Origin of the sequence: Henriciella barbarensis (genome assembly GCF_003576345.1) — a bacterium.
Classification (GTDB): domain Bacteria; phylum Pseudomonadota; class Alphaproteobacteria; order Caulobacterales; family Hyphomonadaceae; genus Henriciella; species Henriciella barbarensis.
Genome location: NZ_QWGB01000014.1, coordinates 317,097 through 343,166, shown reverse-complemented (window position 1 = coordinate 343,166; position 26,070 = coordinate 317,097). Strand labels below are relative to the sequence as shown.

The 26,070-nt window shown below is 59.2% G+C and carries 25 protein-coding genes; 13 read left to right on the top strand and 12 right to left on the bottom strand.

Features of this window, described 5'->3' with window-relative positions:
* Window positions 1-3: 3 nt before the first annotated feature.
* Together hemB and dacB are read left to right on the top strand one after the other, a co-directional pair.
* Window positions 4-1,008: a porphobilinogen synthase gene (gene hemB / locus D1224_RS16015; RefSeq protein ID WP_119380929.1), complete on the top strand. Its 1,005-nt coding sequence runs from the start codon at window positions 4-6 to the stop codon at window positions 1,006-1,008.
* Complete coding sequence (dacB, locus tag D1224_RS16010) at window positions 1,001-2,479, top strand: D-alanyl-D-alanine carboxypeptidase/D-alanyl-D-alanine endopeptidase (RefSeq protein WP_119380928.1); 1,479 nt, start codon at window positions 1,001-1,003, stop codon at window positions 2,477-2,479. The genes hemB and dacB overlap by 8 nt, the downstream gene beginning before the upstream one ends.
* A gap of 30 nt (window positions 2,480-2,509) precedes the next feature.
* On the opposite strand, the gene D1224_RS16005 is transcribed toward dacB, so the two are convergent.
* The 3 genes from D1224_RS16005 to D1224_RS15995 are packed head-to-tail and all read right to left on the bottom strand — an operon-like array spanning window position 2,510 to window position 4,907.
* Window positions 2,510-2,944 (bottom strand): DUF1801 domain-containing protein, encoded by a 435-nt coding sequence (locus D1224_RS16005; RefSeq protein WP_119380927.1) that lies wholly within the window; start codon window positions 2,942-2,944, stop codon window positions 2,510-2,512.
* A 60-nt stretch (window positions 2,945-3,004) separates the two neighbouring features.
* Window positions 3,005-4,006, bottom strand: coding sequence for a TIGR00341 family protein (locus tag D1224_RS16000; RefSeq protein ID WP_119380926.1), 1,002 nt, complete (start codon window positions 4,004-4,006; stop codon window positions 3,005-3,007).
* Window position 4,007: 1 nt separating this feature from the next.
* On the bottom strand, window positions 4,008-4,907 hold the full coding sequence (locus tag D1224_RS15995; RefSeq protein ID WP_407647477.1) for an NAD(P)-dependent oxidoreductase: 900 nt from the start codon (window positions 4,905-4,907) through the stop codon (window positions 4,008-4,010).
* A gap of 178 nt (window positions 4,908-5,085) precedes the next feature.
* On the opposite strand from D1224_RS15995, the gene D1224_RS15990 reads away from it, so the two are divergent.
* The 6 genes from D1224_RS15990 to D1224_RS15965 are packed head-to-tail and all read left to right on the top strand — an operon-like array spanning window position 5,086 to window position 11,821.
* The gene (locus D1224_RS15990; RefSeq protein WP_182482340.1) at window positions 5,086-5,739 is read left to right on the top strand and encodes an OmpA/MotB family protein; all 654 of its coding nucleotides are present in this window, start codon (window positions 5,086-5,088) and stop codon (window positions 5,737-5,739) included.
* A gap of 45 nt (window positions 5,740-5,784) precedes the next feature.
* Window positions 5,785-7,620 (top strand): SLC13 family permease, encoded by a 1,836-nt coding sequence (locus D1224_RS15985; protein WP_119380923.1) that lies wholly within the window; start codon window positions 5,785-5,787, stop codon window positions 7,618-7,620.
* Window positions 7,621-7,632: 12 nt separating this feature from the next.
* Window positions 7,633-8,397 carry an arginyltransferase gene (locus tag D1224_RS15980; RefSeq protein WP_119380922.1) on the top strand — a complete coding sequence of 255 codons (765 nt, stop codon included), beginning with the start codon at window positions 7,633-7,635 and terminating at the stop codon, window positions 8,395-8,397.
* Window positions 8,398-8,454: 57 nt separating this feature from the next.
* Window positions 8,455-9,576, top strand: coding sequence for a TRAP transporter substrate-binding protein (locus tag D1224_RS15975; protein WP_119380921.1), 1,122 nt, complete (start codon window positions 8,455-8,457; stop codon window positions 9,574-9,576).
* A gap of 9 nt (window positions 9,577-9,585) precedes the next feature.
* On the top strand, window positions 9,586-10,251 hold the full coding sequence (locus D1224_RS15970; protein ID WP_119380920.1) for a TRAP transporter small permease subunit: 666 nt from the start codon (window positions 9,586-9,588) through the stop codon (window positions 10,249-10,251).
* Entirely contained in the window at window positions 10,241-11,821 is a 1,581-nt protein-coding gene (locus D1224_RS15965; RefSeq protein ID WP_119380919.1) for a TRAP transporter large permease, read from the top strand. Before D1224_RS15970 ends, D1224_RS15965 begins: the two co-directional genes overlap by 11 nt.
* 80 nt (window positions 11,822-11,901) lie before the next feature.
* On the opposite strand, the gene D1224_RS15960 is transcribed toward D1224_RS15965, so the two are convergent.
* The gene (locus D1224_RS15960; protein WP_119380918.1) at window positions 11,902-12,462 is read right to left on the bottom strand and encodes a LemA family protein; all 561 of its coding nucleotides are present in this window, start codon (window positions 12,460-12,462) and stop codon (window positions 11,902-11,904) included.
* 66 nt (window positions 12,463-12,528) lie between these two features.
* Complete coding sequence (gene parC, locus D1224_RS15955; RefSeq protein WP_119380917.1) at window positions 12,529-14,763, bottom strand: DNA topoisomerase IV subunit A; 2,235 nt, start codon at window positions 14,761-14,763, stop codon at window positions 12,529-12,531.
* 78 nt (window positions 14,764-14,841) lie between these two features.
* On the opposite strand from parC, the gene D1224_RS15950 reads away from it, so the two are divergent.
* Window positions 14,842-15,540 (top strand): extensin-like domain-containing protein, encoded by a 699-nt coding sequence (locus D1224_RS15950; protein WP_119380916.1) that lies wholly within the window; start codon window positions 14,842-14,844, stop codon window positions 15,538-15,540.
* Here the strand turns inward: D1224_RS15950 and recO are convergent.
* The 7 genes from recO to rpoZ are packed head-to-tail and all read right to left on the bottom strand — an operon-like array spanning window position 15,537 to window position 21,585.
* Window positions 15,537-16,274, bottom strand: a complete 738-nt coding sequence (recO, locus tag D1224_RS15945) for a DNA repair protein RecO (RefSeq protein WP_119380915.1) — start codon at window positions 16,272-16,274, stop codon at window positions 15,537-15,539. The two genes, D1224_RS15950 and recO, sit on opposite strands and share 4 nt — an antisense overlap.
* Window positions 16,274-17,221, bottom strand: coding sequence for a GTPase Era (gene era / locus D1224_RS15940; RefSeq protein WP_119380914.1), 948 nt, complete (start codon window positions 17,219-17,221; stop codon window positions 16,274-16,276). Before era ends, recO begins: the two co-directional genes overlap by 1 nt.
* On the bottom strand, window positions 17,211-17,930 hold the full coding sequence (rnc, locus tag D1224_RS15935) for a ribonuclease III (RefSeq protein WP_182482339.1): 720 nt from the start codon (window positions 17,928-17,930) through the stop codon (window positions 17,211-17,213). The genes era and rnc overlap by 11 nt, the downstream gene beginning before the upstream one ends.
* 47 nt (window positions 17,931-17,977) lie before the next feature.
* Window positions 17,978-18,391, bottom strand: a complete 414-nt coding sequence (acpS, locus tag D1224_RS15930; RefSeq protein ID WP_119380912.1) for a holo-ACP synthase — start codon at window positions 18,389-18,391, stop codon at window positions 17,978-17,980.
* A gap of 14 nt (window positions 18,392-18,405) precedes the next feature.
* The gene (pyrE, locus tag D1224_RS15925) at window positions 18,406-18,987 is read right to left on the bottom strand and encodes an orotate phosphoribosyltransferase (protein ID WP_119380911.1); all 582 of its coding nucleotides are present in this window, start codon (window positions 18,985-18,987) and stop codon (window positions 18,406-18,408) included.
* Window positions 18,984-21,227 carry a RelA/SpoT family protein gene (locus D1224_RS15920; RefSeq protein WP_233350585.1) on the bottom strand — a complete coding sequence of 748 codons (2,244 nt, stop codon included), beginning with the start codon at window positions 21,225-21,227 and terminating at the stop codon, window positions 18,984-18,986. Before D1224_RS15920 ends, pyrE begins: the two co-directional genes overlap by 4 nt.
* A 7-nt stretch (window positions 21,228-21,234) precedes the next feature.
* The gene (rpoZ, locus tag D1224_RS15915) at window positions 21,235-21,585 is read right to left on the bottom strand and encodes a DNA-directed RNA polymerase subunit omega (protein WP_119380909.1); all 351 of its coding nucleotides are present in this window, start codon (window positions 21,583-21,585) and stop codon (window positions 21,235-21,237) included.
* 130 nt (window positions 21,586-21,715) lie between these two features.
* On the opposite strand from rpoZ, the gene D1224_RS15910 reads away from it, so the two are divergent.
* The 4 genes from D1224_RS15910 (at window position 21,716) to D1224_RS15895 (ending at window position 26,047) form a co-directional block, all read left to right on the top strand.
* The gene (locus D1224_RS15910) at window positions 21,716-22,294 is read left to right on the top strand and encodes a LabA-like NYN domain-containing protein (RefSeq protein WP_119380908.1); all 579 of its coding nucleotides are present in this window, start codon (window positions 21,716-21,718) and stop codon (window positions 22,292-22,294) included.
* Entirely contained in the window at window positions 22,281-22,940 is a 660-nt protein-coding gene (locus tag D1224_RS15905; protein ID WP_119380907.1) for a uracil-DNA glycosylase, read from the top strand. Before D1224_RS15910 ends, D1224_RS15905 begins: the two co-directional genes overlap by 14 nt.
* Before the next feature lie 95 nt (window positions 22,941-23,035).
* Window positions 23,036-25,033, top strand: coding sequence for a DNA topoisomerase IV subunit B (gene parE / locus D1224_RS15900; protein ID WP_119380906.1), 1,998 nt, complete (start codon window positions 23,036-23,038; stop codon window positions 25,031-25,033).
* A 108-nt stretch (window positions 25,034-25,141) separates the two neighbouring features.
* Window positions 25,142-26,047: a hypothetical protein gene (locus D1224_RS15895; RefSeq protein WP_119380905.1), complete on the top strand. Its 906-nt coding sequence runs from the start codon at window positions 25,142-25,144 to the stop codon at window positions 26,045-26,047.
* Window positions 26,048-26,070 lie beyond the last annotated feature (23 nt).

The following is a 26,070-nucleotide window of genomic DNA, read 5'->3' as shown; positions in this document are numbered from 1 at the left end:
CCCATGACTTCGCCATTTCCGCAAAGCTACCCGTCCACCCGGCTCCGCAGGCTTCGTCAATCGGCCTGGGTCCGAAACCTTTCGTCTGAAAACTATCTGACGCCCGATGACCTTATCTGGTCGATGGTCGTGCATGATGGCGATGAGCCGACCATTCCAGTCGGCTCCATGCCCGGCCTGTTCCGGCTGAATGTCGCGGAAGCCGCCAAGGCGGCCAGGCGCGCAAGCGAGCTTGGCATCCCCGCGATCGCGATTTTCCCGCATATCAATCCGGGCCGTAAGGATGATGCAGGATCAGAGGCGCTCAATCCTGACGGTCTTGTGCCAACCGTGATCAAGGCCATGAAAGACGCCGCCCCCGACGTTGGCATTATCTGCGACGTGGCACTCGACCCTTTCACGGCGCATGGACATGACGGCGTTATAGATGCGGACGGCTATGTCCTGAATGACCAGACGGTTGAACTGCTTCGCCGTCAGGCTGTCATGCAGGCAGAGGCAGGCGCAGACATCGTGGCCCCTTCTGACATGATGGATGGCCGCGTTGGCGCAATCCGCGATGCCCTGGAATCGGCGGGCAAGGTCAACACGATGATCATGTCCTACGCCGCAAAATATGCGAGCGGCTTTTACGGTCCCTATCGCGATGCCATCGGCTCGGCCTCTGCGCTTAAAGGCGACAAGAAGACCTATCAGCAGAACCCGGCAAATAGCGACGAAGCCCTGCGCGAGGTCGCCATGGACATTGATGAAGGCGCTGACCTTGTCATGGTAAAGCCTGGGCTGCCCTATCTCGATATTATACGGCGCGTATCGGACACGTTCGCGGTTCCGACAATCGCGTTCCAGGTGTCAGGAGAGTATGCCCAGATCAAGGCCGCAGGTGAGCGCGGCTGGATTGATGAGGAGCGCGTGATAATGGAGACCCTGCTTTGTTTCAAGCGGGCGGGCGCCTGTGGCGTCATCACCTACTTCGCCGAAGCGGCGGCTCAGATCCTGAATGCGTGAACGTGTCGCCGGCCTGACCACTCTTTGCCGTTCCGTCGCTGCTGGCGCCGGTATGCTGGCTGCTATGTGCCTCGTCGTTCCTGCGGCTGCGCAGCAGATTGTTGCCGAAGACGTCGAGTTGCCAGACCTTGAAGGTGGAAGATGGGGCGTATCGGTTGTCTCGCTCGATGGCGGGGAAGTGTACGCTGTCGCCACTGACCAGAGATTTGCGCCTGCATCTACCCTGAAACTTGTCACGTCGGCTGCCGCTTTCCGGCTGCTCGGCGATTTTGAGGGCGGACGCTGGCCCAGTGGCACGTCTGCCCGGCTGGAAGCGACCGCAGACTCGGTTCACCCGAACATTGTCCTCATTGGCGCTGGCGACCCAACACTTTCAGCCTCCTCGCGGTGCTATTCGAACTGTTTGCAGGCGCTGGCCGACGCAGTCGTTGAAAGTGGCGTAACGCAGCTCAATGCGGTTGATGTCGACGACTCGCTATTTCAGCCACCTCATTGGCCGTCCGGCTGGACGCATGAGGACTTCCGCTTTGGCTACGCAACCTCGATTTCTGCGCTGAGCGTTGACAGCGGCGTGGCACGCGCACGGCTGACGCCCGGCAGTCGCCGCGGCTTGCCACCGGAAGTGACCTGGAACTGGGTGCCGTTCTTCGAGATCAATACCGATGAGGCGGAAACCGTCTCGACCCGTCAGTTCAGTGTCGACCTTATTCGTCGTCCCGGCGCGGAGGAGGCCTATTTGCTTGGGCGCCTGCCGCTTGCCTCACCGCCCGTCCATCTTCAATTCGGGCTCGACGACCCCTCGCTCTATGCTGGCGAGGTGCTCAAGGCCATGCTGGAGGAGCGCGGCGTGACCGTCCACGGCCAGGTCTTTCGCGGCACGACCGTTCATGAACCAGTAGCCGACAGCGACCCGACAGGCCCCCTGCCCGACTTTGTTTTGCCCGGGCCAGACCCTGCCCTGCTGCTTGAGGAAGTCCTTCACGAGAGCAATAATTTCTATACCGAAGTGCTGCTTCATCATATTTCGCTGACGGCACGAGACCGATCGCAGGATGCAGGCCTTGAACTGATGGGCGATATGCTGGTCGATGCGGGTGCCGCGAGAAGCGAGTTCAGCCTCGCCGACGGTTCGGGGCTCTCTGTGTATAACCGTCTGACGCCATCTGCGATGACCGACTTGCTCGTCTGGGCCAGCCGCCAGAGCTGGTTCGACACCTGGTATGGACACCTGTCACAGGCGGGCGTCGACGGCACGCTTCGATATCGGTTTACCGAGATGGGGCGTGACGATCGTTTTCGCGCCAAAACAGGCAGCCTGACCGGGACCGGCTCTCTGGCAGGTTACTTCGAAACACGTGACGGGAGACGTTTCGCCTTTGCGGTGTTCGCAAACGACTCGTCGCTGCGTTCATCGGCTACGCGCAGACGGATCGACGAATTGCTTCAGGATGTGATCGACCAGCTCGATTGATGAACTTCGCCGGTATCAAACCCTTGCAGACTACTCTTCCCAGGTTTCATATTTGCCGCGCATGTACTGAAGGCCGAAGTCGATAATCTCGGCAAGCACGGCTTCGTCAATGTCGGCCAGCTTGTTGATGTAGAGGCAGGACTTGCCGATCTTGTGCTTTCCAAGCCGGGCGAGCTTTTCCTCAAGGTCCAGATATCCAGGCATGACGTAGATGACCAGGTTCGCCTTGCGCGGCGAGAAACCCGTCATGAAGAACTCACCCTCACGCCCGCTCTCATATTTATAGGCATAACGACCGTAACCAATCAGCGATGGGCCCCACATGCGCGGCGCGAGGTTGGTTGTCGTCTGAAATATTTCGAGCAGACGTTCGGCGTCTGCCCTGCGAACAGGGTGCTCGACAGAGGCGACAAATTCCTGCGGCGATTGCGCGGTCTGTCTGGTCTTGTTCTCAGCCCTGGCCATCGTCCATCCCCTTCGATATCGCAGCAAACACACTAGAAGGGACGAGCGTCGCCGGCAAACTCAATCGCCGAGCGTGACTTTTTCGCCAAGGTCCAGCACGACAATGAGCACCATCAAGGCAACGAGTAGCGCGCCTGAAAGCGAAACATTGATCCAGAAAGCGCGCGTTGCGTTCTGTTGATCGACCCATCCGCGGGGTCTGATGCCCTTGAGGCGGAAGACCGCCAGCGCCGAGACAAGCAGGCAGACAATATTCAGGAAAAGCAACATTCCGGACCTGGCAGCAAGCGTCCATTCCTGAGATCCCATAAACAGCCCGAAGGCAGCCCCGGGTGGCAGGAGCGCCGCAGCGACCATGACGCCGACCAGCACAGCGGATTTGCCTTGAGCCATGGACAGCGCGGCAGCGCCACCTGCTGCAAGGGCCAGCGCGACGCTGTCGAGCCGTACCTGCGTACGCGCCATGAGTTCTTCGCTCTCGAGGTTGAGCGGCAAGGCGAAGGAGATGAGGAAGGCGACGAGCAAGGCCACGCCCAGTCCGGCTGCAAGGGTGCCACCCGATTGGCGAATGAGCCCCATATTACCAAGACCGGCGCCAAGGGCGAAACCGAGTATTGGCCCCAGCAAGGGCGCGATGACCATCGCACCGATCACCGCCGCAACGCCGTCAGAATTCAGGCCAATGGCAGCAACAATCGTCGAAAGCCCTGACAGAATGAGAAAGTCACGCGTGAGCGTCGCATCCTTGACCACATCGTCGAGAAGCTCCTCGCGCAGGACACGAAGATTGCTGGCCGCCTCATCCTTCTCAAGCTCACGCGGTTCCGGCAGGCTCGCTTCAACCGGGATCATTGTGACCCGCCAGTCACGGCAGTCCTCAAGCGCCTCGGACACCGCGTCGATCAGAAGCTGGCAACGGCCGTCATGTGTGAGCACGCGGATCATCTTTCTATCGGCCTGCTCAATGTCGAACTGGATCCAGTCGATGGGTTCAAATGCCTTGATCGCACGGACGATGATGTCGCTGTCACGCTTCTTGAGGTGAATTTCGACCTGTTTCAATTCACGACTTTCTCTGGGGGTCGAAGCGGATAATCAGGCTCGACGTGTCCCAACGACTGCCGCCATTGGTCTGCACGTCGCCGTAAAACTGGTCGACCAACGCTGTGACTGGCAGACGCGCGCCGCTTTCGTCGGCCGCAGTCAGGGCAATTCGAAGATCCTTGCGCATCCAGTCGACGGCAAAACCGTGATCAAATTTACGCTCTGCCATCGTCTGCCAGCGGTTTTCCATCTGCCAGCTTTGTGCCGCACCACCAGAAATGGCTTCCATGACCTTTGCCACGTCGAGGCCATTGCTTTCAGCGAAATGAATGCCTTCTGAGAGCCCCTGAACGATACCCGCGATGCATATCTGGTTCACTGATTTCGCAAGCTGTCCGGCACCGCTCTCGCCGATATGCGTGATACGCGCACCATATGCCTCCATGATCGGCCGTGCCTTCGACATAGCGTCGTCATCGCCGCCGCACATGATGGTAAGCCGCCCAGCCTCGGCGCCAGCCTGGCCGCCTGATATTGGGGCGTCGACGAATTGAGCGCCCCTTGCCTTGCAACGCTCATACAGCTTTCGGGCGAGACCCGCGCTGGCTGTCGTGTGGTCGATTACAATTGCGCCTTTGGCGAGCGCTCCCTCGATCTGGTCGAAAACTGCTTCGACGTCGGGGTCATCTCCGACGCAGAGACAGATATATTCTGCGTCTGAAACAGCTTCTTCCGGCGTCGCAGCCGCCTCGCCGTCATGCTTTGCGGCCCAGTCATCCGCCTTGGACTGGGTCCGGTTCCAGACGGTGACGTCATGGCCTTTCGAAACGAGATGGCCTGCCATTGGAAAGCCCATGACACCCAGACCCAGAAATGCACACTTGCTCATAATTACCTCGTCATTGCCGCTTCGCGCCAGATAACCCGTTTGCCGCGGCCGCCAACCAGAACGGCATCCGGACTCTGGCCAGATTTGATTAAAATTCAAAGGTTACGCCAAACTCCACCCTAAGGACGTTCGTGTAGGCAGAGTGTACGGATCAGAAAGATCGGACACTATGGCTAATGTTCACGCCTTGTCGCGTGCCGGAGGCAGAATGCCTCTGGCGCCGATCCGCCAGACTGGCGGATGGAAGCTCGCCTATGCGGACTTCCTCACAGCTCTTTGCGCCCTCTTTCTCGTTCTTTGGCTGGTCCATGGCGCAACGCCAGAGCAGAAAGAGAACGTGGCAGAGCAATTCGGCGCACCTGGATTGACGACAGCGCAGGCTTTCAAGCCGCTCTCCCTGACGCCCGCACAAACCGGAGTCTCAGCGCTCGCCGAAACTCTACGCAATTCCGCTCTGCTCACAGAACCGGCGGGCCACGTCGCGATCAGCGAAATCGAGAACGGCGTGCGGATTGATCTTCTCGATCCCGAGTTAGCGCCGCTATTTGAGAAAGGTGCTGCGTCGCTGAATGCACGCGGTGATGATCTGATCGCGCTGACCGCCGGCGCCCTCGCACTAATCGATATGCCTTTTAGCATCGAAGGCCACACAGACAGTGACCCGATCCACCGGACCAACTATTCCAACTGGGATCTGTCTGCCGACCGGGCAAACGCGGCCCGTCGTGCCCTGTTGGCCCACGGAATAAAACCAGCACGCGTCCGCAGCGTTGCCGGTCTGGCCGACACCAGGCCGCTCAACGCCAACTCTACCAACTTGCCTCAGAACCGCCGGTTGAGCATAGTCGTCCACCTAGACTGATTTACTGGAAGGACCTTTCGGTTCCTTTCGCGGCCGGGAGACTTCATGGCAACAGACCTCGTTGCAAACTGGCCCATGTGGGCCAGCCTGTTCGTCATCCTCTGTGCGATCATCGCCTATGTGATGGATCGCTGGTCGATGGAAGCCGTTTCCATCGGCGTCGTCGCGGCCCTTCTTCTGTTGTTCACAATCCCCGGCGCGACAGCCTTTGACGGGACGGCAATAACCTCGGCGGACCTGCTTTCAGGGTTCGGCAACCCGGCGCTGATCACGATCATGGCGCTCCTTGTTGTCGGCCAGGGCCTGTTCCAGACGGGCGCCATCGAAGGCCCCACGAAAGCGCTCCTGCGCTCTTATGGCAGACGCCCGATCTATACGCTTTGCGTAACGTTCTTCGCTGTCTTCGCCATCAGCGCTTTCACGAACAATACACCCGTCGTCATCATGTTTCTTCCGATCATGAGCGCGATTGCGATGCGGATGAATGCGTCTCCCTCTCGCCTGATGATGCCGCTCAGTTTCGTCTCGATACTAGCTGGCATGACGACGCTGATCGGCACATCAACCAACCTGCTGGCCGCAGACGCCTATCGGCGCACCGAAGGGATATCCCTCGACTTCTTCGAGCAGACGCCAATGGGACTCATGCTTGCCGGGGTCGGCCTTGCCTATATTGCGATCTTCTCGCGGTATCTTCTGCCGAACCGGGATACGTTCGCGCAGGAGATCGTGCCTAGCGGGAAACAGTTCGTGGCACAGATAGAAGTCACGCACGGGCACTTCCTGATCGGCCAGTCCCCTTTGGCAGGCATGTTCCCGGATCTCAAGGATATGACCGTCCGCCTTATCCAGCGCGGCGAGAAAGCAATGCTTCCCCCGTTCGAGGATGTCGAACTACGCGCTGGCGATCTGGTCATTGTTGCGGCGACGCGGAAAGCCATTAGTGACCTCCTCGCTTCAAAGCCTGGGCTGCTGCAACAGATCTGGCAGGGAAATGAGAACGAAGCGGTCGATACAAGTGTACCGCAGCTCAGCCTGATCGAGGCCGTTATCGCACCGGGTTCGCGCATGGCGGGCCGGACCGTAGAAATGCTTGGTTTCCGCCGCCTGACCTCGGCGGTCGTGCTGGGCATTCAGCGACGCTCGCGGATGATCCGAACCAAGCTTGGTGAAATCAGGCTTGAAGCTGGCGATACGCTCCTCCTCTGTGCACCGCCGACCGTCTTCCAGGAGTTGCGAACAAGCCGGGACATCCTGCTGCTGGAGTGGTCGCAGAAGGAAATCCCGGTGACGGCGCATAGCCTTGCGGCCCGCCTTATCGCACTTGGCATGGTCGTTCTGGCAGCGACCGGCATTGTCAGCATTCTCGTGGCGTCCGTTCTCGCAGCTCTCGCCATGATCGTTACGCAGTGCCTCAACACCCGGCAGGCGAGCCGGGCACTTGATCTCAAGATATTCCTAGTCATCGCCGCCGCTCTCGCCATGGGCACGGCACTGGAGAAAACTGGCGCAGCGACGCTGATCGCAGATGGTGTTGTTACACTCGCCTCGCCATTTGGCCCCGTCGTTATCCTCTCGACCATCTTTATCTGCGTTGCCGTACTTACGAATATTCTCAGCAATGCCGCGACCGCCGTACTGTTTGCCCCTGTTGCCCTGGAGGCGGCCCATTCGGCGGGCGCTGACCCGCTTCCTTACATCCTTGCAGTCATTTACGCGTCGAACTGCAGTTTCGCCTCGCCGATCGCCTATCAGACCAACATGTTGATCATGGCCCCCGGCCATTACCGATTTTCAGACTTCATAAAGTTTGGTGGGCCACTTTTGATTGTGATGTGGGTCGCATTCACCATAATGGCCCCTTGGCGTTTTGATCTATGAGTGCCTTAATCGATGACTATGAAACTGGATGAGTCTCTATTTACCGTACCGGGTGTCGGACGCGGACTACGTTTCTATGTCACCGGTGCAACGCCTTGCCCCTATCTGGACGGCCAGATGGAGCGCAAAGCCTTTACCCATCTCAACCAGTCGGCCCCTGACACGCTTCACAACCAGCTGAGCGAGGCAGGCTTTCGTCGCAGCCAGTCGGTTGCCTACCGTCCGGCCTGCCCATCCTGCAATGCCTGTCGCAGTGTGCGCGTCGACGCCTCTCGGTTTTCGCCAAGCCGGAACCAAGCCCGGATCCTTAAGCGCAATGCGGATCTGGTACGCCGCCCGGTCGCGCCGAAAGCGACACGTGAACAGTTCAGGCTGCTGAAGCGCTACCTGGTTTCGCGTCATGAAGGCGGCGGCATGTCGGATATGGGTTTTCGAGAATTCGCCGGCATGGTGAATGAAACGCCCGTACAGACCCTGATGTTCGAGTACCGCGAAGGACCTGAAGAGGATGCGCCGCTGGTCGCAGTATCCCTGACAGATGTGCTGCGCGACGGTTTCTCGATGGTCTACACTTTCTTCGACACGCGCCAGCCCAAGCGCAGCCTTGGCACGTATCTAATCCTTGATCATATCCGGAGCGCCGACGACTATGGCTTGCCCCACGTCTATCTAGGTTACTGGATCAAGCAGAGCCCGAAGATGGACTATAAACGCCGCTTCCAACCGCTCGAAGTCCTTGACGGGGCCGTCTGGCGTCCGCTTGAAGAGGAAGACTAGAACCCGACCTGTCAGAGGGGCAAGGCCGGGCGATCCCTAGAGGATCCGGGGGAGGACATGATACGAAGACGTAACCTGCTTGGCGCAGGTCTTCTTGGCATAGGCGGTGCTGCCGCATCCTTTGGCAGCCCGGACCACGCGGCAAACCTTGCCGCGCCTGCGATCAGCCGCAACCGGCGACGCCTCAACATGGTGACCACCTGGCCGAAAGGCCTGCCCGGCCTTGGCCGCGCGGCCGAACGCGTAGCTGAACGCATTCTCGCAATGTCCGAAGGCCTGATCGAAGTGAAGGTCTATGCCGCGGGCGAGCTGGTCCCTGCTTTCGAAAGCTTCGACGCGGTCGCGAATGGCTCTGCCGACATGTATCACGGCGCCGAATATTACTGGACGGCCAAGTCTACAGCCTATCCGTTCTTCACCGCCGTGCCATTCGGCATGACGGCGCAGGAAATCATGGGCTGGATCGATTTTGGCGGTGGTCAGGAGCTCTGGGATGAGCTGTCGGCCGGCTTTGGTATCAAGCCGCTACAGGGCGCGAATACCGGTCACCAGATGGGCGGCTGGTTCCGTCGTGAGATCAACAGTCTCGACGACCTTGTCGGCCTTCAGATGCGTATCCCGGGCCAAGGCGGCGACGTCCTGCGCGCGCTAGGCGGATCAGCCAAATCCCTGCCCGGCGGCGAAATCTATCAGGCGCTCCAGACCGGCAATATCGACGCAACCGAATGGGTCGGCCCCTGGAATGACTACTCCCTCGGTTTCTACCGTGAAGCGCCATACTATTACGGCCCCGGCTTCCATGAACCGGGCGCGAGCCTAGCTGTCGGCATCAATCTCAAGCTCTGGGAAAGCCTTACGGCAGGTGAGCAGGCGCTGATCAAGGCGGCCTGCGAGTCCGTCAATCATCTCTCGCTCGGCGAGTTTACCTATCAGAACTCGGTCTATCTCGACCTTCTGGTACGCGAGCACGGCGTGCAGCTGCGGTCATTCCCGGATGAGGTTGTTGCCCGGATGGCAGAGGCGGCCCGGGACGTGCGCGCCGCATCCGGCCGCGATGGTCTCGAGAAGCGTATCTATGAGAGTTTCGAAAAGTCGCTCAACAAGATGGCAGGCTGGGCGGCGGTCTCTGACGGGCCATACTATGCAGCCCGCGAGCTTGGCCGGAAAGCCGGAGGCTAGGCGCCCGTCATGGACCCGCAAGTCTTCCTGACCCTTGGCAGCTTCCTGAAATGGATCGGGATAGTTGCCTCGCCACTCCTTCTTCTACCGCTGCTTATTCTAGTGATCCCGGGGCCACTTTTCAAAGCCGGGCAGACGCTTGCAGACGGGCTTGACCGTTCGCTCGACTGGGTCCTGCGCGCGGCCATGCTGGCGGCGGTGCTGCTCTTCATGCTTCAGCTCGTCGTCGTAATCTGCAGCTACGCCCTCGCCCTGACGGCGACCTGGCTGTCGGAGTCGGTCATATATGCCTTTGCCGCCATGTTCATGCTGGGCGCGTCGACGGCGCTTCGTGATGATGCGCATGTACGGGTCGACATCTTGCGCCCCCGCTTTGGCGAGAATGGCCGCAACTGGATTGAACTTGCGGGCACCTATCTCCTCCTCTTCCCGATTTGCATCCGCCTCCTTATGGCTGGCGAACAGGGGCTAACACGCAGCTGGACGCTGTTCGAAGGCTCGCGCGAGAGCGACGGGCTCCCGATCCTGTTCCTGTTCAAGACGCTGGTGCCGATCTTTGCCATTCTCCTGATACTCGCTGGTCTGTCAGTAGCCTTGAAAGCGGCGCTCAGACTGACCGGGTTTGCCTCTGAAGTCGAAGAAGTCAAACCGCAGGAGCGTCATTATGGAGCTTGAACTCCTGCTCGCGCTCCTGATGTTCCTGACGGCCATCGGCGCCTTGCTTGCAGGCTATCCCGTTGCGCTGACGCTGGGCGGAGTCGCCCTGCTCTTTGCCCTGTTCGGCATTACGCTGGGCGTCTTTCCTGAACCTCTTCTCCTCTCCCTTCCGAGCCGCATTCAGGGCGGGTCGATCATGCAGAATGAAACGCTGATCGCTGTTCCACTCTTCGTGCTTATGGGTGTCATCCTTGAACGCTCACGCGTGGCAGAAGACCTGCTTCATATTGCTGGGCGGCTTCTCGGACGTATGCGCGGCGGTCTTGGCTATGCCGTCGTCCTTGTCGGTGCCCTGCTTGCGGCCTCAACCGGCATTGTTGGCGCGACTGTCATCACGATGACGCTGATCGCCCTGCCGACCATGCTGGCCCACAAGTATGATCCCAAACTAGCCACCGGCACGATTGCTGCCTCAGGCACGCTCGGTCAGATCATTCCGCCGAGCATCGTCCTCATCCTGCTTGCCGACGCTGTGTCCAACGCTGCAAGCCAGGCCGCCAATGAAATGGGTATTGGCAGCTTTGTGGTGTCGGTAGGTGACCTGTTCGCCGGCGCGCTTATTCCCGGCCTGCTTCTGGTCGGGCTTTACATTGGCTGGATCGCCATCATGGCCATCCTGAAACCAGACTCCTGCCCGCCCGTCATCGACGATGACAGCCCGCCGTTGACAGGCAAGGAAGTCGCTTTCGGCCTTGGTGCACCGCTCTTCCTGATCATCGCTGTGCTTGGCGCCATCCTGTCCGGTATCGCAACCCCAACAGAAGCTGCCTCTATCGGCGTGGCCGGTGCTCTGTTGCTAGCGGGCCTTCGCCTTTCGGAAACAAAGGATGCGCTTCTGGTGAGGGTCATCGCGGCGGCCTTCGTTTCCCTCATTCTGATTCTGATTATCCGAAACGTGATGGACCTGCGCCTCGGCGTTGCAACCACTGACGCAATCACGCTTGCCGGTATCGCCATCATCGCAATATCAGCATTCATTCTCCTGGCTGGCACAGCTGCCGGCATGTTGATCCTGCATCGGCGCGGCTTTCTTTCGCTTGCTCTGAAAAGCGGCGTTCACATTACATCGATGGTTTTCCTGATCCTGATCGGGGCGTCGCTGTTCTCGCTCGTCTTCCGGGGATTTGGCGGCGATGACATGGTCGCTGACCTTCTTGAGGCCGTGCCCGGCGGTCGATGGGGCGCGCTGATCGGCGCCATGCTGGTCATGTTCGTGCTCGGCTTCTTTCTCGACTTCATCGAGATCGTCTTCGTGGTTGTGCCGCTGGTGACGCCGCCGCTGATTATCATGGGGTTCGACCCGGTCTGGCTGGCCATTCTGATGGCGCTGAACCTGCAGACCAGCTTCCTGACCCCGCCATTTGGATTTGCACTTTTCTATCTACGGGGTGCAGCACCGGACAGTGTTCAGACGATCGAGATCTGGCGTGGTGCCCTGCCCTTTATCGGGTTGCAGCTTCTGATGATCCTGGCGGTCGCTTTCCTGCCTCAGCTTGCCACCTGGCTGCCATCGTTGCAGGCGAACTGATCGTTCCTTCACAAAAAAAGTCCCGGACTTTCAGCAAGAAAGACCGGGACATTCATGTGATACACAAGAAAACTTGAAGGCTAGAACTTCACTTCCGGGGCGTTCGACAGAGCGGTACGGTCGCCGCCGAGGTCGAAGAATTCGCGCTCTTCGAAGTTGAACATGCCTGCCACGATGGAGTTCGGGAACTGCTCGCGGGACGTGTTGTAGTCCTGAACGGCCGCATTGTAGAAACGGCGAGCCGCAGCAAGCTTGTCCTCAATTACAGACAGCTCGTCCTGCAGATCCTTGAAATTCTCGTTCGCCTTCAGGTCTGGATAGGCTTCGGAAAGTGCGAACAGGCGGCCGAGAGCCCCCGTAAGCAAGCCTTCTGCCTGCGCCATCTCACCCGGCGATTGCGCCGCCACGGCCGAGTTGCGCGCCTGAACGACCGCATCGAGCGTTTCACGCTCATGGCTGGCATAGCCCTTCACCGTCTCAACCAGATTGGGGATGAGGTTCTGGCGCTGCTTCAGCTGTACATCGATATCGGCGAACGCCTGATTGCAGCGCTGACGCTTGGCGACGAGCGAGTTGTAGATGCCGATCAGGAAAACGACCAGAATGGCCAGCGCACCGATCAGTACGTAAAGAAAAGTCATGGAGGTCCCTCCACCTTGAAGTTTGTCCCGGCTGACTCAGTAGACCCGCCCCTGCGGGAAGACAAGCTAACCCGTGAATGTGCCCGACTTTGGAAAGCCACGTGGCGCCGCTTTGCCAGCCTGCGCGCGTTTGCCGATCCACTCTTCCCACTCCGGGAAGGTGCGGGAGCGACCAGCAGCATCGGTCACCGCAAAGCCCTCCTCGGCTTTGAACGCCATCGCATCAGCCAGCTTGTCCTTGCCTCGATAGGCTTGCAGCTTCACGCCCTTGCCGCGCGCCATTTCCGGCAGTTCATCGAGCGGAAAGATCAGAAGCTTCCTGTTCGTACCGATAACCGCGATCTGGTCACCATCGACAATCCGGCTGACGAGCAGGGTGCCGCCACCCGTATTGACGACCGACTTGCCCGCCTTGCGGTTCGATTCAAGCTCACCTTCCGGGACGATGAAGCCGTAACCGGCATCGGAGGCCATCAGGCGTTTACGATCAGGGTTCAGCCGGAACATGGCGACAATCTCGATATTGTCTTCCAGATCGATGGACAGCCGGATGGGTTCACCATGGCCGCGACCACCCGGCAGCTTATCGCATGTCAGCGTGAAAGCGCGCCCATCGCTCGCCAGCAGGACGATCTTGTCAGTGGTCTGCACTTCTTCGCTGAGATAGAGACTGTCGCCTTCTTTGAACTTGGTGGTCTCAAGGTCGAGTCCGTGCCCCTTCATGCCGCGAATCCAGCCCATGGAAGACAGCACGACCGTGATCGGCTCTTTCGGTGTGGACGCTTCCAGTGCCGCTGAGAGGTCGATTTCTGGCGCATCCTCGAATGTGGCGCGGCGGCGACCGAGCTCGGTTTCCGGATCAAAAACCTTCCGTGCCTCTTTCAGCTGTTTGCCAACCTTGGTCCACTGACGGCGTGTCGAGCCGAGCAGGGATTCAATATCAGCGCGCTCTTCCTGAAGCGCGTCATTCTCCTTGCGGATCTCCATTTCCTCGAGCTTGCGCAGCGCACGCAGGCGGAGGTTGAGGACAGCTTCAGCCTGAATATCTGTCAGTTCGAAACGTTTGATGAGCTCCTGTTTCGGCTCATCCTCCTCACGGATTATGCGGATCACTTCATCGATATTGAGGAAGGCCTTGAGGTAGCCCTCGAGCAGGTGCAGGCGCTTCTCGATCTTGTCTAGACGGAAGCGGGCCCGGCGCACCACCACCTCGCGGCGGTGATCGAGATAGGCGATGATCACTTCGCGCAGGCTCATCACCTTCGGTGCGCCGCGATCAAGCACGTTCATATTCATGGAGAAGCGAGATTCCAGATCGCACAGCTTGAACAGGCTCTCCATCAGGACGTCTGGATCAACCGTTTTTGCCCTCGGCTCCAGCACAATCCGAATATCTTCGGCGCTCTCATCGCGCACATCGCTGAGCAGCGGTGCTTTCTTGGTCTCGATCAGCTCTGCAAGCTTTTCGATGAGGCGTGACTTCTGGACCTGGTACGGGATTTCGGTGACGATGATCTGCCAGGTGCCCCGGCCAAGATCCTCGACGGCCCAGCGTGCGCGGATCCTGAAACCGCCCCGTCCCGTCTCATACGCTTCGCGGATGGCGCTGCGAGGCTCAACAATAACGCCGCCAGTTGGGAAGTCCGGGCCCGGCATCACGTTCATGAGTTCAGTAATCGGCGTGTCGCGGTCCTCGATCAGCAGGAGGGCCGCGTCGATGACTTCGGCGACATTGTGCGGCGGAATGGAGGTCGCCATGCCCACAGCGATGCCTGTTGCGCCATTTGCCAGCAGGTTCGGATATCCGGCAGGCAGGACGACCGGCTCGCGCTCGGTTTCGGAATAGTTGTCCTTGAAGTCGACGGCGTCTTCATTGAGCCCGTCCAGAAGCAGCTTTGCCGCTTCGGTCATTCGGGCTTCAGTATAGCGGTACGCGGCCGCATTATCGCCATCGATATTACCGAAGTTGCCCTGGCCATCCACCAGCGGATAACGGACGGAGAAATTCTGGGCGAGCCGGACAAGCGTATCGTAGATCGCGCTATCCCCGTGCGGGTGGAAGTTACCCATCACGTCGCCGACGATTTTTGCACATTTGCGGTAGCCGGACTCCGGATCGAGTTTAAGCTCCCGCATGCCATAAAGGATGCGGCGCTGGACCGGCTTCAGGCCGTCGCGCACATCCGGCAGGGCGCGGGATGTGATGGTCGACAAGGCATAGGCGAGGTAGCGCTTGGTGAGGGCCTCACTCAGCGGCTCGTTGATGATGTTGCCATCTTCGGGGTCCAGAAGGTCGGACATGGTGGCTCCTTCGGGCTCTGCCTTCTCAGGAATCGGGCGTGGCCCCGACTCTATCAGAATGACGGATGAATATAAGAAATGATCAGCACGCTTGAGCGGGGAATTAAACAGGTTGGTGTCGTTGCGGCACTGCTTCTAGCTGCAATTGCCTTCAATGCATTCGTTCCTGTGCAGCACAATCCGCTCCGACCACTCAGCCTGACCGATCCCATCGGTTTTGCGACGCCCATCAAGCTAGCGCGGCTCAAGGGTGACTTCGACCAGTGTTACGCCCTGCTCGACCGCGCGGATGTCGGCTACACGGCCCTGCCGGAAGGCAGCGGCACGGAACGATGCCCGCTTGAACGACCCCTGACACTGGATCAGTCGGCATACCCCTACTCTGTTGCCCCGCTGAAGATGACTTGCGCCCAGACCGCATCCCTATTCGTCTGGGAGCGCGAGATCGTAGCACCTGCGGCTGAAGAGATCCTCGGCGAAGAGGTGGACCGCATTCTCTCCTATGGCTCCTTTTCTTGCCGCAATATCGCTGGCTCAAGCAATTTGAGTGAGCATGGACGGGCGAACGCCATTGATATTCGCGGGTTTCGCCTGACAGACGGCCGCGTCATCGACGTACGCCAGCATTGGCGCGAGGATAGTGAATTCGGGACGTTCCTTGAGGAGGTGCATGGCGGCGCGTGTCAGCTCTTCTCTGTCGTGCTTGGACCGGACTATAACGCCGCCCATGCAGATCATTTCCATTTCGACATGGGCCGCTCGAGCATCTGCCGCTAGAGCGCGAGCGGACGCGCCAGCTTCGCAACAAGGCGGCGCCTAGGTTCGGGCATGTCTCGATTCATCGTGTTGAACAGACGTCGTTCGATAAAATGGCCCGTCAGCTCCAGCCCATGAGCGATATCCTGGTCGGTCGCCGGAGAACGTGCATCGATGAGAAAGTTCGGCAGCATGAATAGCCGATCAATATATTCTGCGGCCTCTGATCCCTTAACGGCCCGCCCCGTTCGCGGAGAGACATGGGTGAGGCCGTCATTCGAGCCACTCACTGCACAGGCTTCGAGATCAAGCCCGAAACCGAGCGCTGCAAGGAGGCCAAGCTCCCAACGCACGTAGAGGGCCGGCCAGACCTCGTCGCTATCGAGCTGATCCAGCAGCATCTCAGTCGCCGCGAACAGTGAAGAGCCGGCATGGTCGCCCTCATTCAGGGCGCCGCGCAGAAGCGCGCATATAGATGCGACGGCATTCAGAGCCAATGGCAGGTCAATCAGGCGCGAAGCGCGCTGGCGGGAACTTTCCGCAACCTCAAAGCGCCCAAGCTGTTCTTCGAGACGGCCCGACCAGGACAGGTCGACCGTGTTGCCAGGCTCATATTGAGCGCGCTTCTTGCGCGAGGCGCCGCCATAAACGAGGCCAGAGCGGCGCCCGCGTTCACGTGTCAGCACGTCGAGGATCAGTCCACTTTCGCCGAACTTGCGGCCGCCGAGGACAAGGCCCTCATCGCGCCACTGCATCAGCTATCGAACTCCAGTCCGAGATGGGCGTAGCTTTCGCGCTTTTCCTGCCACTTCTCGTCCACCTTCACGAAGAGGAAGAGGTGCACGCGCGTATCCAGCAGCTTGCCCAGCTCCTCGCGCGCGGCGCGGCTGACCCATTTGATCGTTTGGCCATTCTTGCCGAGGACCATGGACTTGTGGTTGTCACGTCCGACAATGACGGCCTGCTCAATGCGCACGTCGCCATTCTTGAAGTCTTCCCAGGTCTCGGTCTCGACTGTCAGCTGGTATGGGAGCTCCTCGTGCAGGCGCAGCATCAGCTTTTCGCGGGTGATCTCAGCGGCCAGCAGGCGCATCGGAATGTCTGCTGACTGTTCTGGCGGGAACATGGCCGGGCCTTCCGGCATCTTCGCGGCGAGATTATCCATCAGCAGGTCCAGCCCGTCCCCATTCTCGGCAGAGATCATGAAGATGTCGCTATAAGCCCCTTCTTCATTGAACTCTGCAATGAGCGGCAGGACTTCATCGTGCGGAAACAGGTCAATCTTGTTGAGCGCGAGGATGACTTTGCGGTCGTTGCGCTTCAGCGTGCGGATCACATCGCGGTCGTCCTCGACGGATTTGGTCTGCGCTGGTGCAGACTTGCCTTTGCGCTCTGCGATCCATGCTGCGGCGTCGATCAGGTGAATGACAGCATCCGCATCCTCGGCCCCTGTCCAGGCCGATTTTACCATAGCCCGGTCAAGGCGTTTCTTAGCCCCGAATATCCCGGGTGTATCGACGATAACGAGTTGGGCATCGCCGGTATGCGCGACGCCGCGTACCGGAAAGCGGGTCGTCTGGACCTTATGGGTCACGATCGCGACCTTGGTGCCGACCATGGCATTGGTCAGCGTGGACTTGCCCGCATTCGGCGCCCCGATAATGGCGACAAAGCCCGCGCGTTTGATGTCGTCAGCCTGCATTCCGGATCAGATCCCTTAAAAGTCGGTCGGCCGCAGCCATTTCAGCTTCCTGCCTCGAACGGCCCTTGTCTCGTGCGGCCCCATGCCCTTCCACCTTGGCTTCGACCAGGAAAACCGGTTCGTGATCCGGGCCGGACCGCTCTATTATATCATAGGTCGCATAGGGCGCGCGATTGGCGCCGCACCAGTCACTCAGCCTTGTTTTCGGGTTCTGCTGCGAGATTTCCCGATCCACAAGCTCCATGATCCAGTGTCGGCTGATAAAGGCACGCGCCGCTTCCAGTCCCCCATCGCGGTAGATAGCCGCCACGATGGCCTCGACGGCATCGGCCACTGATTTGTCGTAGCTGCCACGCTTATTGTTCTCCATGGACGCATCTAGGAACAGGAAGGGTCGAAGTTTCATGGCTTCGCCAACCTCTGCGCAGGCTTCGCCGCTGACAAGCTGGTGGAAAATACGTGTCAGATAGCCTTCACGCTCGGACGGAAACTTGGCGATGAGCAACTCGGCCATGATGAGGCCCAGTACCCGGTCACCAAGGAATTCAAGACGCTGGTTCGAGAACTGCGCGTCGCCGTCATAATTGTCGATGAGACTTGGATGGGTTAGCGCCCGGTTCAGCCACTCAACCGTCCTGAATGTATATCCCAGCCGGGCTTCAAGCTCCATACGGTCGTCGGCAGACAGCTCGGGGCGCTTGCGTTTCACCGTCCGTCCGGAGGCGCGCAATCTTGTACGTTTTGGCCGGGCGGGTTTCATGAGCGCGCTTGTACAGGCAGCGCCTCAATAATGACAACAGCCGATGCCCATGGATGATCATCAGTAATCGTGAGATGGATCACCGCCTCATGTCCGTCTGGCAGCATTTCAGCCAACCGCTTTGCCGCGCCGCCGGTCAGAGCCATGGTCGGCTTACCGGTTGGCAGGTTTACGACACCCATATGTTTCCAGTGCACACCGCGGCGCGGCACCCCTGTGCCCAGCGCCTTTGCGCAGGCCTCCTTGGCCGCGAACCGCTTCGCATAAGTCTCAGCCGAGCGGCGTCGACGTTCGGCCAGCGCGATTTCGGTTTCAGTGAAGCAGCGCTGTTTGAACCTCTCACCGAAGCGTTCGATCGACTTCTCGATCCGCTCAATGTTGCAGAGGTCATTGCCCATACCAATGATCATGAGCGATCACTCCTTCAGGCAAGCCCGCGGCTACCGGGTTTGACCGGCGGAATCGCTTTCAGGTGGTCCGGCAGGTTGCCAGGATCATAGTCCGGAAAGTCGACCTGGGCGAGTGAAACGAGCTTGCAGCCGACATCGGCGCGGCCATTCGACCGATCAATAACGCATGAACCGCCGACGACTTCGCCGGGCAGTTTGCCGAGCGCGATTACAGTTTCACGGAATGACAGACCTGTCGTCACGATATCTTCGGCGATCAGGATCTTCTCACCTTCGGTAATGGAAAAGCCGCGCCGGAACTGAAGCTCACCATCGACGCGTTCTGCAAAGATGGAGCGGCACCCAAGCTGACGCGCGAGCTCATATCCCGGAATGATGCCGCCAACAGCTGGTCCGGCCACGACGTCGATCTTGCCGAATGTCTCGGTGACTTTCTTCGCGAGCGCCTTGCAGAGACGCTCCGCCAGTTCGGGCTGGGAGAAGACGAGCGCCTTCTGCAGGAAGACGGGGCTGCGGCGTCCGGAGGAGAGAATGAAATGACCTTCAAGCAACGCACCAGCTTCGCGAAAACAGTCCAGCACCTCGTCATTGGTCAATTTGTCGTCTCCTCGATCCGCTCAACACTCTCCACGACGGCGAGCGCCCGCAATGCGGCCCTTATGTGCTCGAGATGACGCAAGTCCTCAACCTCGATATCGAAGACAAGCTGAAGAAAGTCAGAGGCGCGTTCGCCGGTCTCGACACGCGTGATATTGCCGCCAGCCTGTGCGACCGCCGAGCACTGTAGCGCCATGACGCCAGGCTTGTTCACCGCCTGAACGCTAATCCGACCAACGGCAACGACGCCCTGTTTGGCAAGCTCATTCCAGCGCAAATCAACCCAGAGATCTGGTCTGTCCTCGAACGCGGCAACCTGACGGCAAAAAATCGTATGGACGACGAGGCCCTTCTCGGGTTCCCGCAGACCGATGATGCGGTCACCGGGGATCGGGTGACAGCATTCGCCGAGATGCAATGTAACACCCGGCGTCAGGTCTTCGCCGGCGATCATCTGGCTGGCGTGCTGGTCATCGATCAAGGTGCGATCATTGGCATTCGCGTGTACCGGCTCATGACCGGGGAATGCGGCGCGAATGAAGTCCCCCGTGTCATAGCGACCGCGCCCGACCGCCTCGGCAAGATCCTCGGCGGTTTCGAACTCCGCGCGCCGGGCCACACGCACCATGTCAATTTCGAGCGGCTCGATGCCTGCACGTCTGAGGTCCCTGTCCATCAACGCCCGGCCCAGGCGGACAAACTCAATCTGTTCCCGCCCCCTGATCAGCCTGCGGATAGCAGATCGCGCACGCCCGGTTACCGTAAGCGCCTCCCAGCCGACCGTGGGCCGGGAGTCAGAACGCCGAAGGATTTCTACAACGTCGCCATTCTTGAGTTGCGTACGAAGCGTACGGTCGACACCATTGATCTTTGCGCCGTCGCAAGTGTCTCCGACGGCCGTATGAACTGCATACGCAAAGTCGAGCGGCATCGCGCCCTTCGGCAAAATGATGAGCCGGCCCTTGGGCGTGAAGACGAACACATGCTCGCGGTACATTTCGAGCTTGGCGTGCTCGAGGAATTCATCGGGTTCTGCGCCATCGGCCAGAAGCTCACCGAATGCGCGCAAGTTCACGCCGGGGTCGAGGCCTGCAGCCTTTGACGATTCAATATCGAAGCCGTATTCGCTATTCTTGTATGTCCAGTGCGCGGCAACGCCATGCTCGGCGGTCCGGTCCATTTCCTCAGTACGGATTTGCAACTCAACGAGGCGGTTGCCAGAGGCGCGGACGGTGGTGTGGATAGATGCGTAACCGTTCGGCTTCGGAACAGAAATGAAGTCCCTGAACCGATCAGACAGACAGGCCCAGACCGTGTGAAATGCGCCCAATAGCTGATAGCACTCGCCGGTTTCGCGAACGATTACGCGGAAGCCGAAAATGTCTGCGACGTCGCGAAATGAAATCGACTTGCGCTCCAGCTTGCGCCAGATCGAATAGGGTTGCTTGCGGCGGCCCTTCACGCGTGCAGTAAGCCCTTGCTCAACGACGACCTGCTTGATGGCAAAGCGAATGCGTTCAAGGTCGTCGGCGTTCTCCGACATTAGCTCTTCGAGCTTTGCAACGATACTGGCGCGCGCTTCCGGATTTACGTGATGAAAGCCGAGATCTTCCAGTTCGGAGGCAACCTGGTAAAGACCCACGCGGCGGGCCAGCGGCGCATAGATTTCCAGCGTTTCGCCCGCAATCCGCCGCCGTGATTCTTCCTTCGGGATGAAGTGAAGCGTGCGCATATTATGAAGCCGGTCGGCCAGCTTCACGAGCAAGACGCGGATGTCATTTACCGTCGCAAGAATGAACTTCTGGAAGTTCTCTGCCTGCTTGGACTGCTCGGACTTGTAGTCGAGCTTGCCGAGTTTCGTGACGCCATCGACCAGTTCAGCAACATCGCTGCCGAACCGGGTCTCGATCTCGTCCAGCAAAACTTCACAGTCTTCGACCGTGTCGTGCAGAAGCCCGGCCATGATTGTGCACTGGTCGAGCTGGATGCCGGCAATAAGCATCGCGACCTGCACTGGATGGGAATAGTATGGGTCGCCTGACTTACGCAGCTGTTCGCCGTGCTTTTCCTTGGCAAAGTCATAAGCCTCACCAAGGCGCTTCGAGTCTACTTCAGGATAGTAGGCCCGGACCGCGTCGATCAGATCTTCGCGGGTTGGAATAACGGCGCGCGCACCAGCGTCGCGCCGCTCCATATTTGGGGGCGACCGATCAATGTGAGTGGCGGCCGCGCTGCTCATTGCAGTATCAGAAACGGTCGTCGCGGCCCGACTCCAGTTCGGCCTGGTAGGCGCGCATCACGTCTTCTTCAGTAGCTGCAGGCGCCGTCTCAAGCGCTGCGCGGTCTGCCTCACGCTCTTCTTCCTCGCCAGGACGGACTTCCTGGAGGTTGGCGATAAGGCCTTCGCGCACCACATCGAGACTGACGGAGCGATCAGCGATTTCACGAAGAGAGACGACTGGATCCTTGTCATTGTCGCGCTCGACAGTGATCGGCGAACCTTCGCGGATCATGCGTGCGCGCTGCGCAGCCAGAAGGATCAGGTCAAACCGGTTCGGGACCTGCTCGATGCAATCTTCGACAGTTACTCGTGCCATATGGGAAATCTCCTGATAGCTGCTCTTTATATGCGTTGCAGCACACCGATACAACCCGTCACTTGCGGTCGCTGCAGTCCAGCGCTAGCCTCGCAATTATTTCCTTATGACTTTGATTTCTGGTTTAAAAATGGCATTCTATAAAGACGAACGACTGATGTTGTTCATTGATGGCGCAAGCCTCTACACCACCGCGCGATCGCTCGAGATCGAAATTGACTTCCGTAAACTACTTGCAGAGTTCCGTAATCGCGGACGGCTGCTTCGTGCCAATTATTATACGACTATCGTTGATGGCGAAGACTACAGTCCTGTCAGGCCGCTCGTCGACTGGCTTAGCTACAATGGCTACAATGTCATTCACAAGGCGGCGCGTGAGTTCACGGACCGCGAAGGGCGTCGCCGGGTTCGTGGCAACATGAATGTCGAGATCGCCGTCGATATGATGGCGGCCGCCAGCACGGTCGACCATATCGTTCTCTTTGCCGGAGACAGTGATTTTCGAAGGCTTGTCGAAATGGCCAAGGCACAGGGATGCCGCATCACTGTAGTCTCGTCCGCCAAGACACAACCCCAGACCATCGGGGATGAACTCCGCCGCGAAGCCGACGTTTTCATCGACCTTGAAGACCTGTCAGACCTGATTGGCCGGCCGCGCTCTGGAACGTCTGAGCGCTCGGTGGCTTATTCAGATGATGCCGATGACTGATCAGACCGCCGTTCTGCCTGAAGCCCCACCCAATTGCGAACTTTGCCCGCGCCTTGTGGCCTATCGTTCACAGAACCGGCTCAACCATCCCGGCTGGTTCAATGCACCCGTGCCGTCATTCGGGGATGAGAATGCGAGTCTTCTCGTTATTGGTCTCGCCCCCGGCGTGACCGGCGCCAACAAGACGGGGCGCCCATTCACTGGCGACTGGGCTGGAGACCTCCTCTACGCGACGCTCGACAAGTTCGGCTTCAGCGAAGGCGAGTATCAGGCCCGTCCAGATGATGGACTGGTCCTGAAAGGTGCGATGATCACCAATGCTGTGAGGTGCGTACCGCCGCAGAACAAACCCGTCGGCGCTGAAATCAATACCTGCCGTAATTATCTGACGTCGCGCATCGACGCGCTGCCAAACGCGCAGGTCCTGCTCTGCCTCGGCAAGATTTCGCACGACTCAACACTGCGCGCCTTTGATCTGAAGCTGAAAGATCATCCGTTCGGCCATGGCAGCGAGTATCGGCTTCCCGACAATCGCATTATTCTGTCGAGCTACCACTGCTCCCGCTACAACACGAATACCGGACGGTTGACGACAGAGATGTTTGAAGCCGTCTTTGCGCGGGCGAATGAGCTTCTCGCCCGCTAAGTGGCAATCCTTCAACAGCTAATCGCTGCGCAGGACTAGGAGAGCTGATGTTCGCCCTCGTATGATCGGCCTGATTCGGTCTAGACGAGGTGGTCATGACAGGCTCCAATCAAGCACAACTGTTCGACGACGTTCCAGCAGACACATCCGGCTACTCAGCCAAGGATATCGAAGTCCTTGAGGGGCTCGAACCTGTCCGCAAACGTCCGGGCATGTACATAGGCGGCACGGATGAGCGCGCCTACCACCATCTCTTTGCCGAAGTTCTCGACAATTCGATGGACGAGGCCGTGGCCGGCCACGCCAACCGGATCGAGGTACGCCTCGATGCGGACGGCTTCCTGACGGTCACCGACAATGGTCGCGGCATCCCGATCGATCCGCATCCGAAGTTCCCCGAGAAGTCGGCTCTTGAGGTCATCATGTGTACGCTTCATGCGGGCGGCAAGTTCTCTGACAAGGCCTATGCGACGGCTGGCGGCCTGCACGGGGTCGGCATCTCGGTCGTGAACGCCCTCTCGGAGCGGGTCGAGGTCGAGGTCGCCCGTGACCGCAAGCTCTACGTTCAGGTCTTTGAGCGTGGGCAGGTCATGTCTCCGGTCGAGCTGAAAGGTGCTGCACCGAACCGTCGCGGCACAAGTGTGCGCTTCCGCCCTGACGTCGAAATCTTCGGCGACAAGCTCCGCTTCCGCCCGTCCCGCCTGTTCCAGATGGCCCGGTCCAAGGCATATCTCTATCGCGGTGTCGAAGTGCGCTGGTCCTGCGACCCGTCGCTCCTGCCTGAGGACTCCAAGATCCCGGCCGAAGCCACCCTCACCTATCCGAATGGTCTCGCTGACCAGCTGGAGGAGGTCTTCAAGGGCAAGGCGACCATTACGAATGAAGCCTTCTCGGGCCTTGTTGAGACCGATGAAGGCAAGGTCGAATGGGCGATCGCCTGGACGGCTGCCGGCTTTGGCGAAGCCGACGGCTTCTCGCGCTCCTACTGCAATACCATCCCGACACCGGATGGCGGCACGCATGAAGCGGGCCTTCGCTCAGCTATTACAAAGGGCCTGCGCAATTACGGGGAACTGACGGGCCAGAAGAAGGCGACTGCGATCACCGCCGATGATGTCATGTCCTATGCTGGCATCCTGTTATCGGTGTTTATTCGCGGGCCCGAATTCGTCGGCCAGACCAAGGACAAACTATCGACCGCAGCGGCCTTCCGACTGGTCGAGAACGCCGTGCGCGACCGGTTCGATCACTGGCTTGCAGGCAGCCCGAAAGAGGCGGACAAGCTTCTTAACTGGGCAATGGAGCGCGCCGATGAGCGCGCCAAGCGCCGCAAGGACAAGGAAGTCGCCCGCAAGTCAGCGACCCGCAGGCTTCGCCTTCCGGGCAAGCTCGCCGACTGTTCAGCAAATTCGGGCGATACAGAGCTCTTCATCGTCGAAGGCGATTCTGCTGGGGGCACGGCAAAGACGGCGCGCGACCGGAAGATGCAGGCCATTCTTCCGCTGCGCGGCAAGATCCTCAACGTCGCGTCCGCGTCCGTCGACAAACTGGAAAAGAACCAAGAGCTCGCAGACCTGATGCTGGCGCTCGGCACGGGGCTCAAGACGCGCTTCAGTCTCGATGACCTTCGCTATGAGCGCGTCATCATCATGACCGATGCTGATGTCGACGGGGCGCACATTGCCTCGCTGCTCATCACCTTCTTCTATCAGATGACGCCGGGCCTCATCGAAAGCGGTCGTCTCTATATGGCGATGCCGCCGCTCTACCGCCTCAGCCATAAGGGCAAGTCCGTCTATGCGATGGACGACGCGCAGAAGGCAGAGCTCATCGCCTCGGAATTCAAGAATAGCGAAAAGGTCGAAATCGGTCGCTTCAAGGGTCTTGGTGAGATGAATGCCTCACAGCTTAAAGAGACCACCATGGATCCGAAATCACGCACACTCGCGCGGATCACCCTGCCAGATTCCATGGACGAATTGACAGAGATGAGGCCCGCGGAACTCATCGACACTCTGATGGGACGCAAGGCCGAGCACCGCTTCAAGTTCATTCAGGACAATGCCCAGTTCGCCTCTGAACTCGATATCTGACGTGTCCAGCGCCCGACTGGCGTAAATCTTGCGGGCCGGACAAGGGTTTCTTCACGACCCTCCGGTATAGGCCGGACCGATGGGTGACCCTGGTTTGGACGCAGGCAAATGAGTATTCACTGGCAGTATGTCCGGCACGACAAGCTGGACGCGAACCTTCTGGAGGCTGAACACAGCCTGCATCAGTCGCCGCTGTTCTGCGACGCATCACTTGCGGCGCTACTCGACGCCTATCCGCGTGACAAGCTCGGCATCTGGACTTTTGGAGAGCATGCGGAAGGCGATCAAAAGCCCATATCCGGCACTGCGAATGATCTTGGCGGCGAAGACATTCTCGAGGCCGTGAAGAAAGGGCGCATCTGGCTCAATCTTCGCGCCACCAACGAACTTGTCACCGACTATACTGACACCGCGCAGAATATCTTCGACAGCCTGCAATCGCGTATGGGCCAGCGTATCATCAAGCGCGATATGAGCGTTCTGATCTCGTCACCCGAAATCCACGTTCATTATCATCTGGATATTCCGCTGGTTGCGCTGCTTCAGGTGCGTGGCTCGAAGACACTTCATCTCTATCCCGAAACAGAGAGTTTCGCGCCGACAGAACGCCTGGAAGCAATTGCGCTCGGCGATGGCGACGAAAGCCTCTACTTCGAAAACAGTTTTGATCAGCACGGCCAGCCATTTGAGTTAAAACCCGGCCAAGGCATCTCGTGGCCTCAGAATGCGCCGCACCGGGTCCAGAATGGCGACATGATGAATGTTTCACTTTCGTGTGAATTCATGACATGGCCGGCCCTGTTCCGGGCCAACGCTCTTTACGCCAATGGGCGTTTGCGCCGCGCGTTCGGGGCAAAGCCAGGTCGTCCGCAGGGCGTCGTTCCGGCGACGTTCGGAAAGGTGGCGCTCGCCCGCGTTCTCAAGAAGTTTGAACGCACCGAAGCGGTGTCCCTGCCGCGTCGTCCTGCTTTTGCGCTTGATCCCAATTGTCCGGGCGCTGTCCGCCCGATCTGATCAGGATGCCATCCCCAATGGGG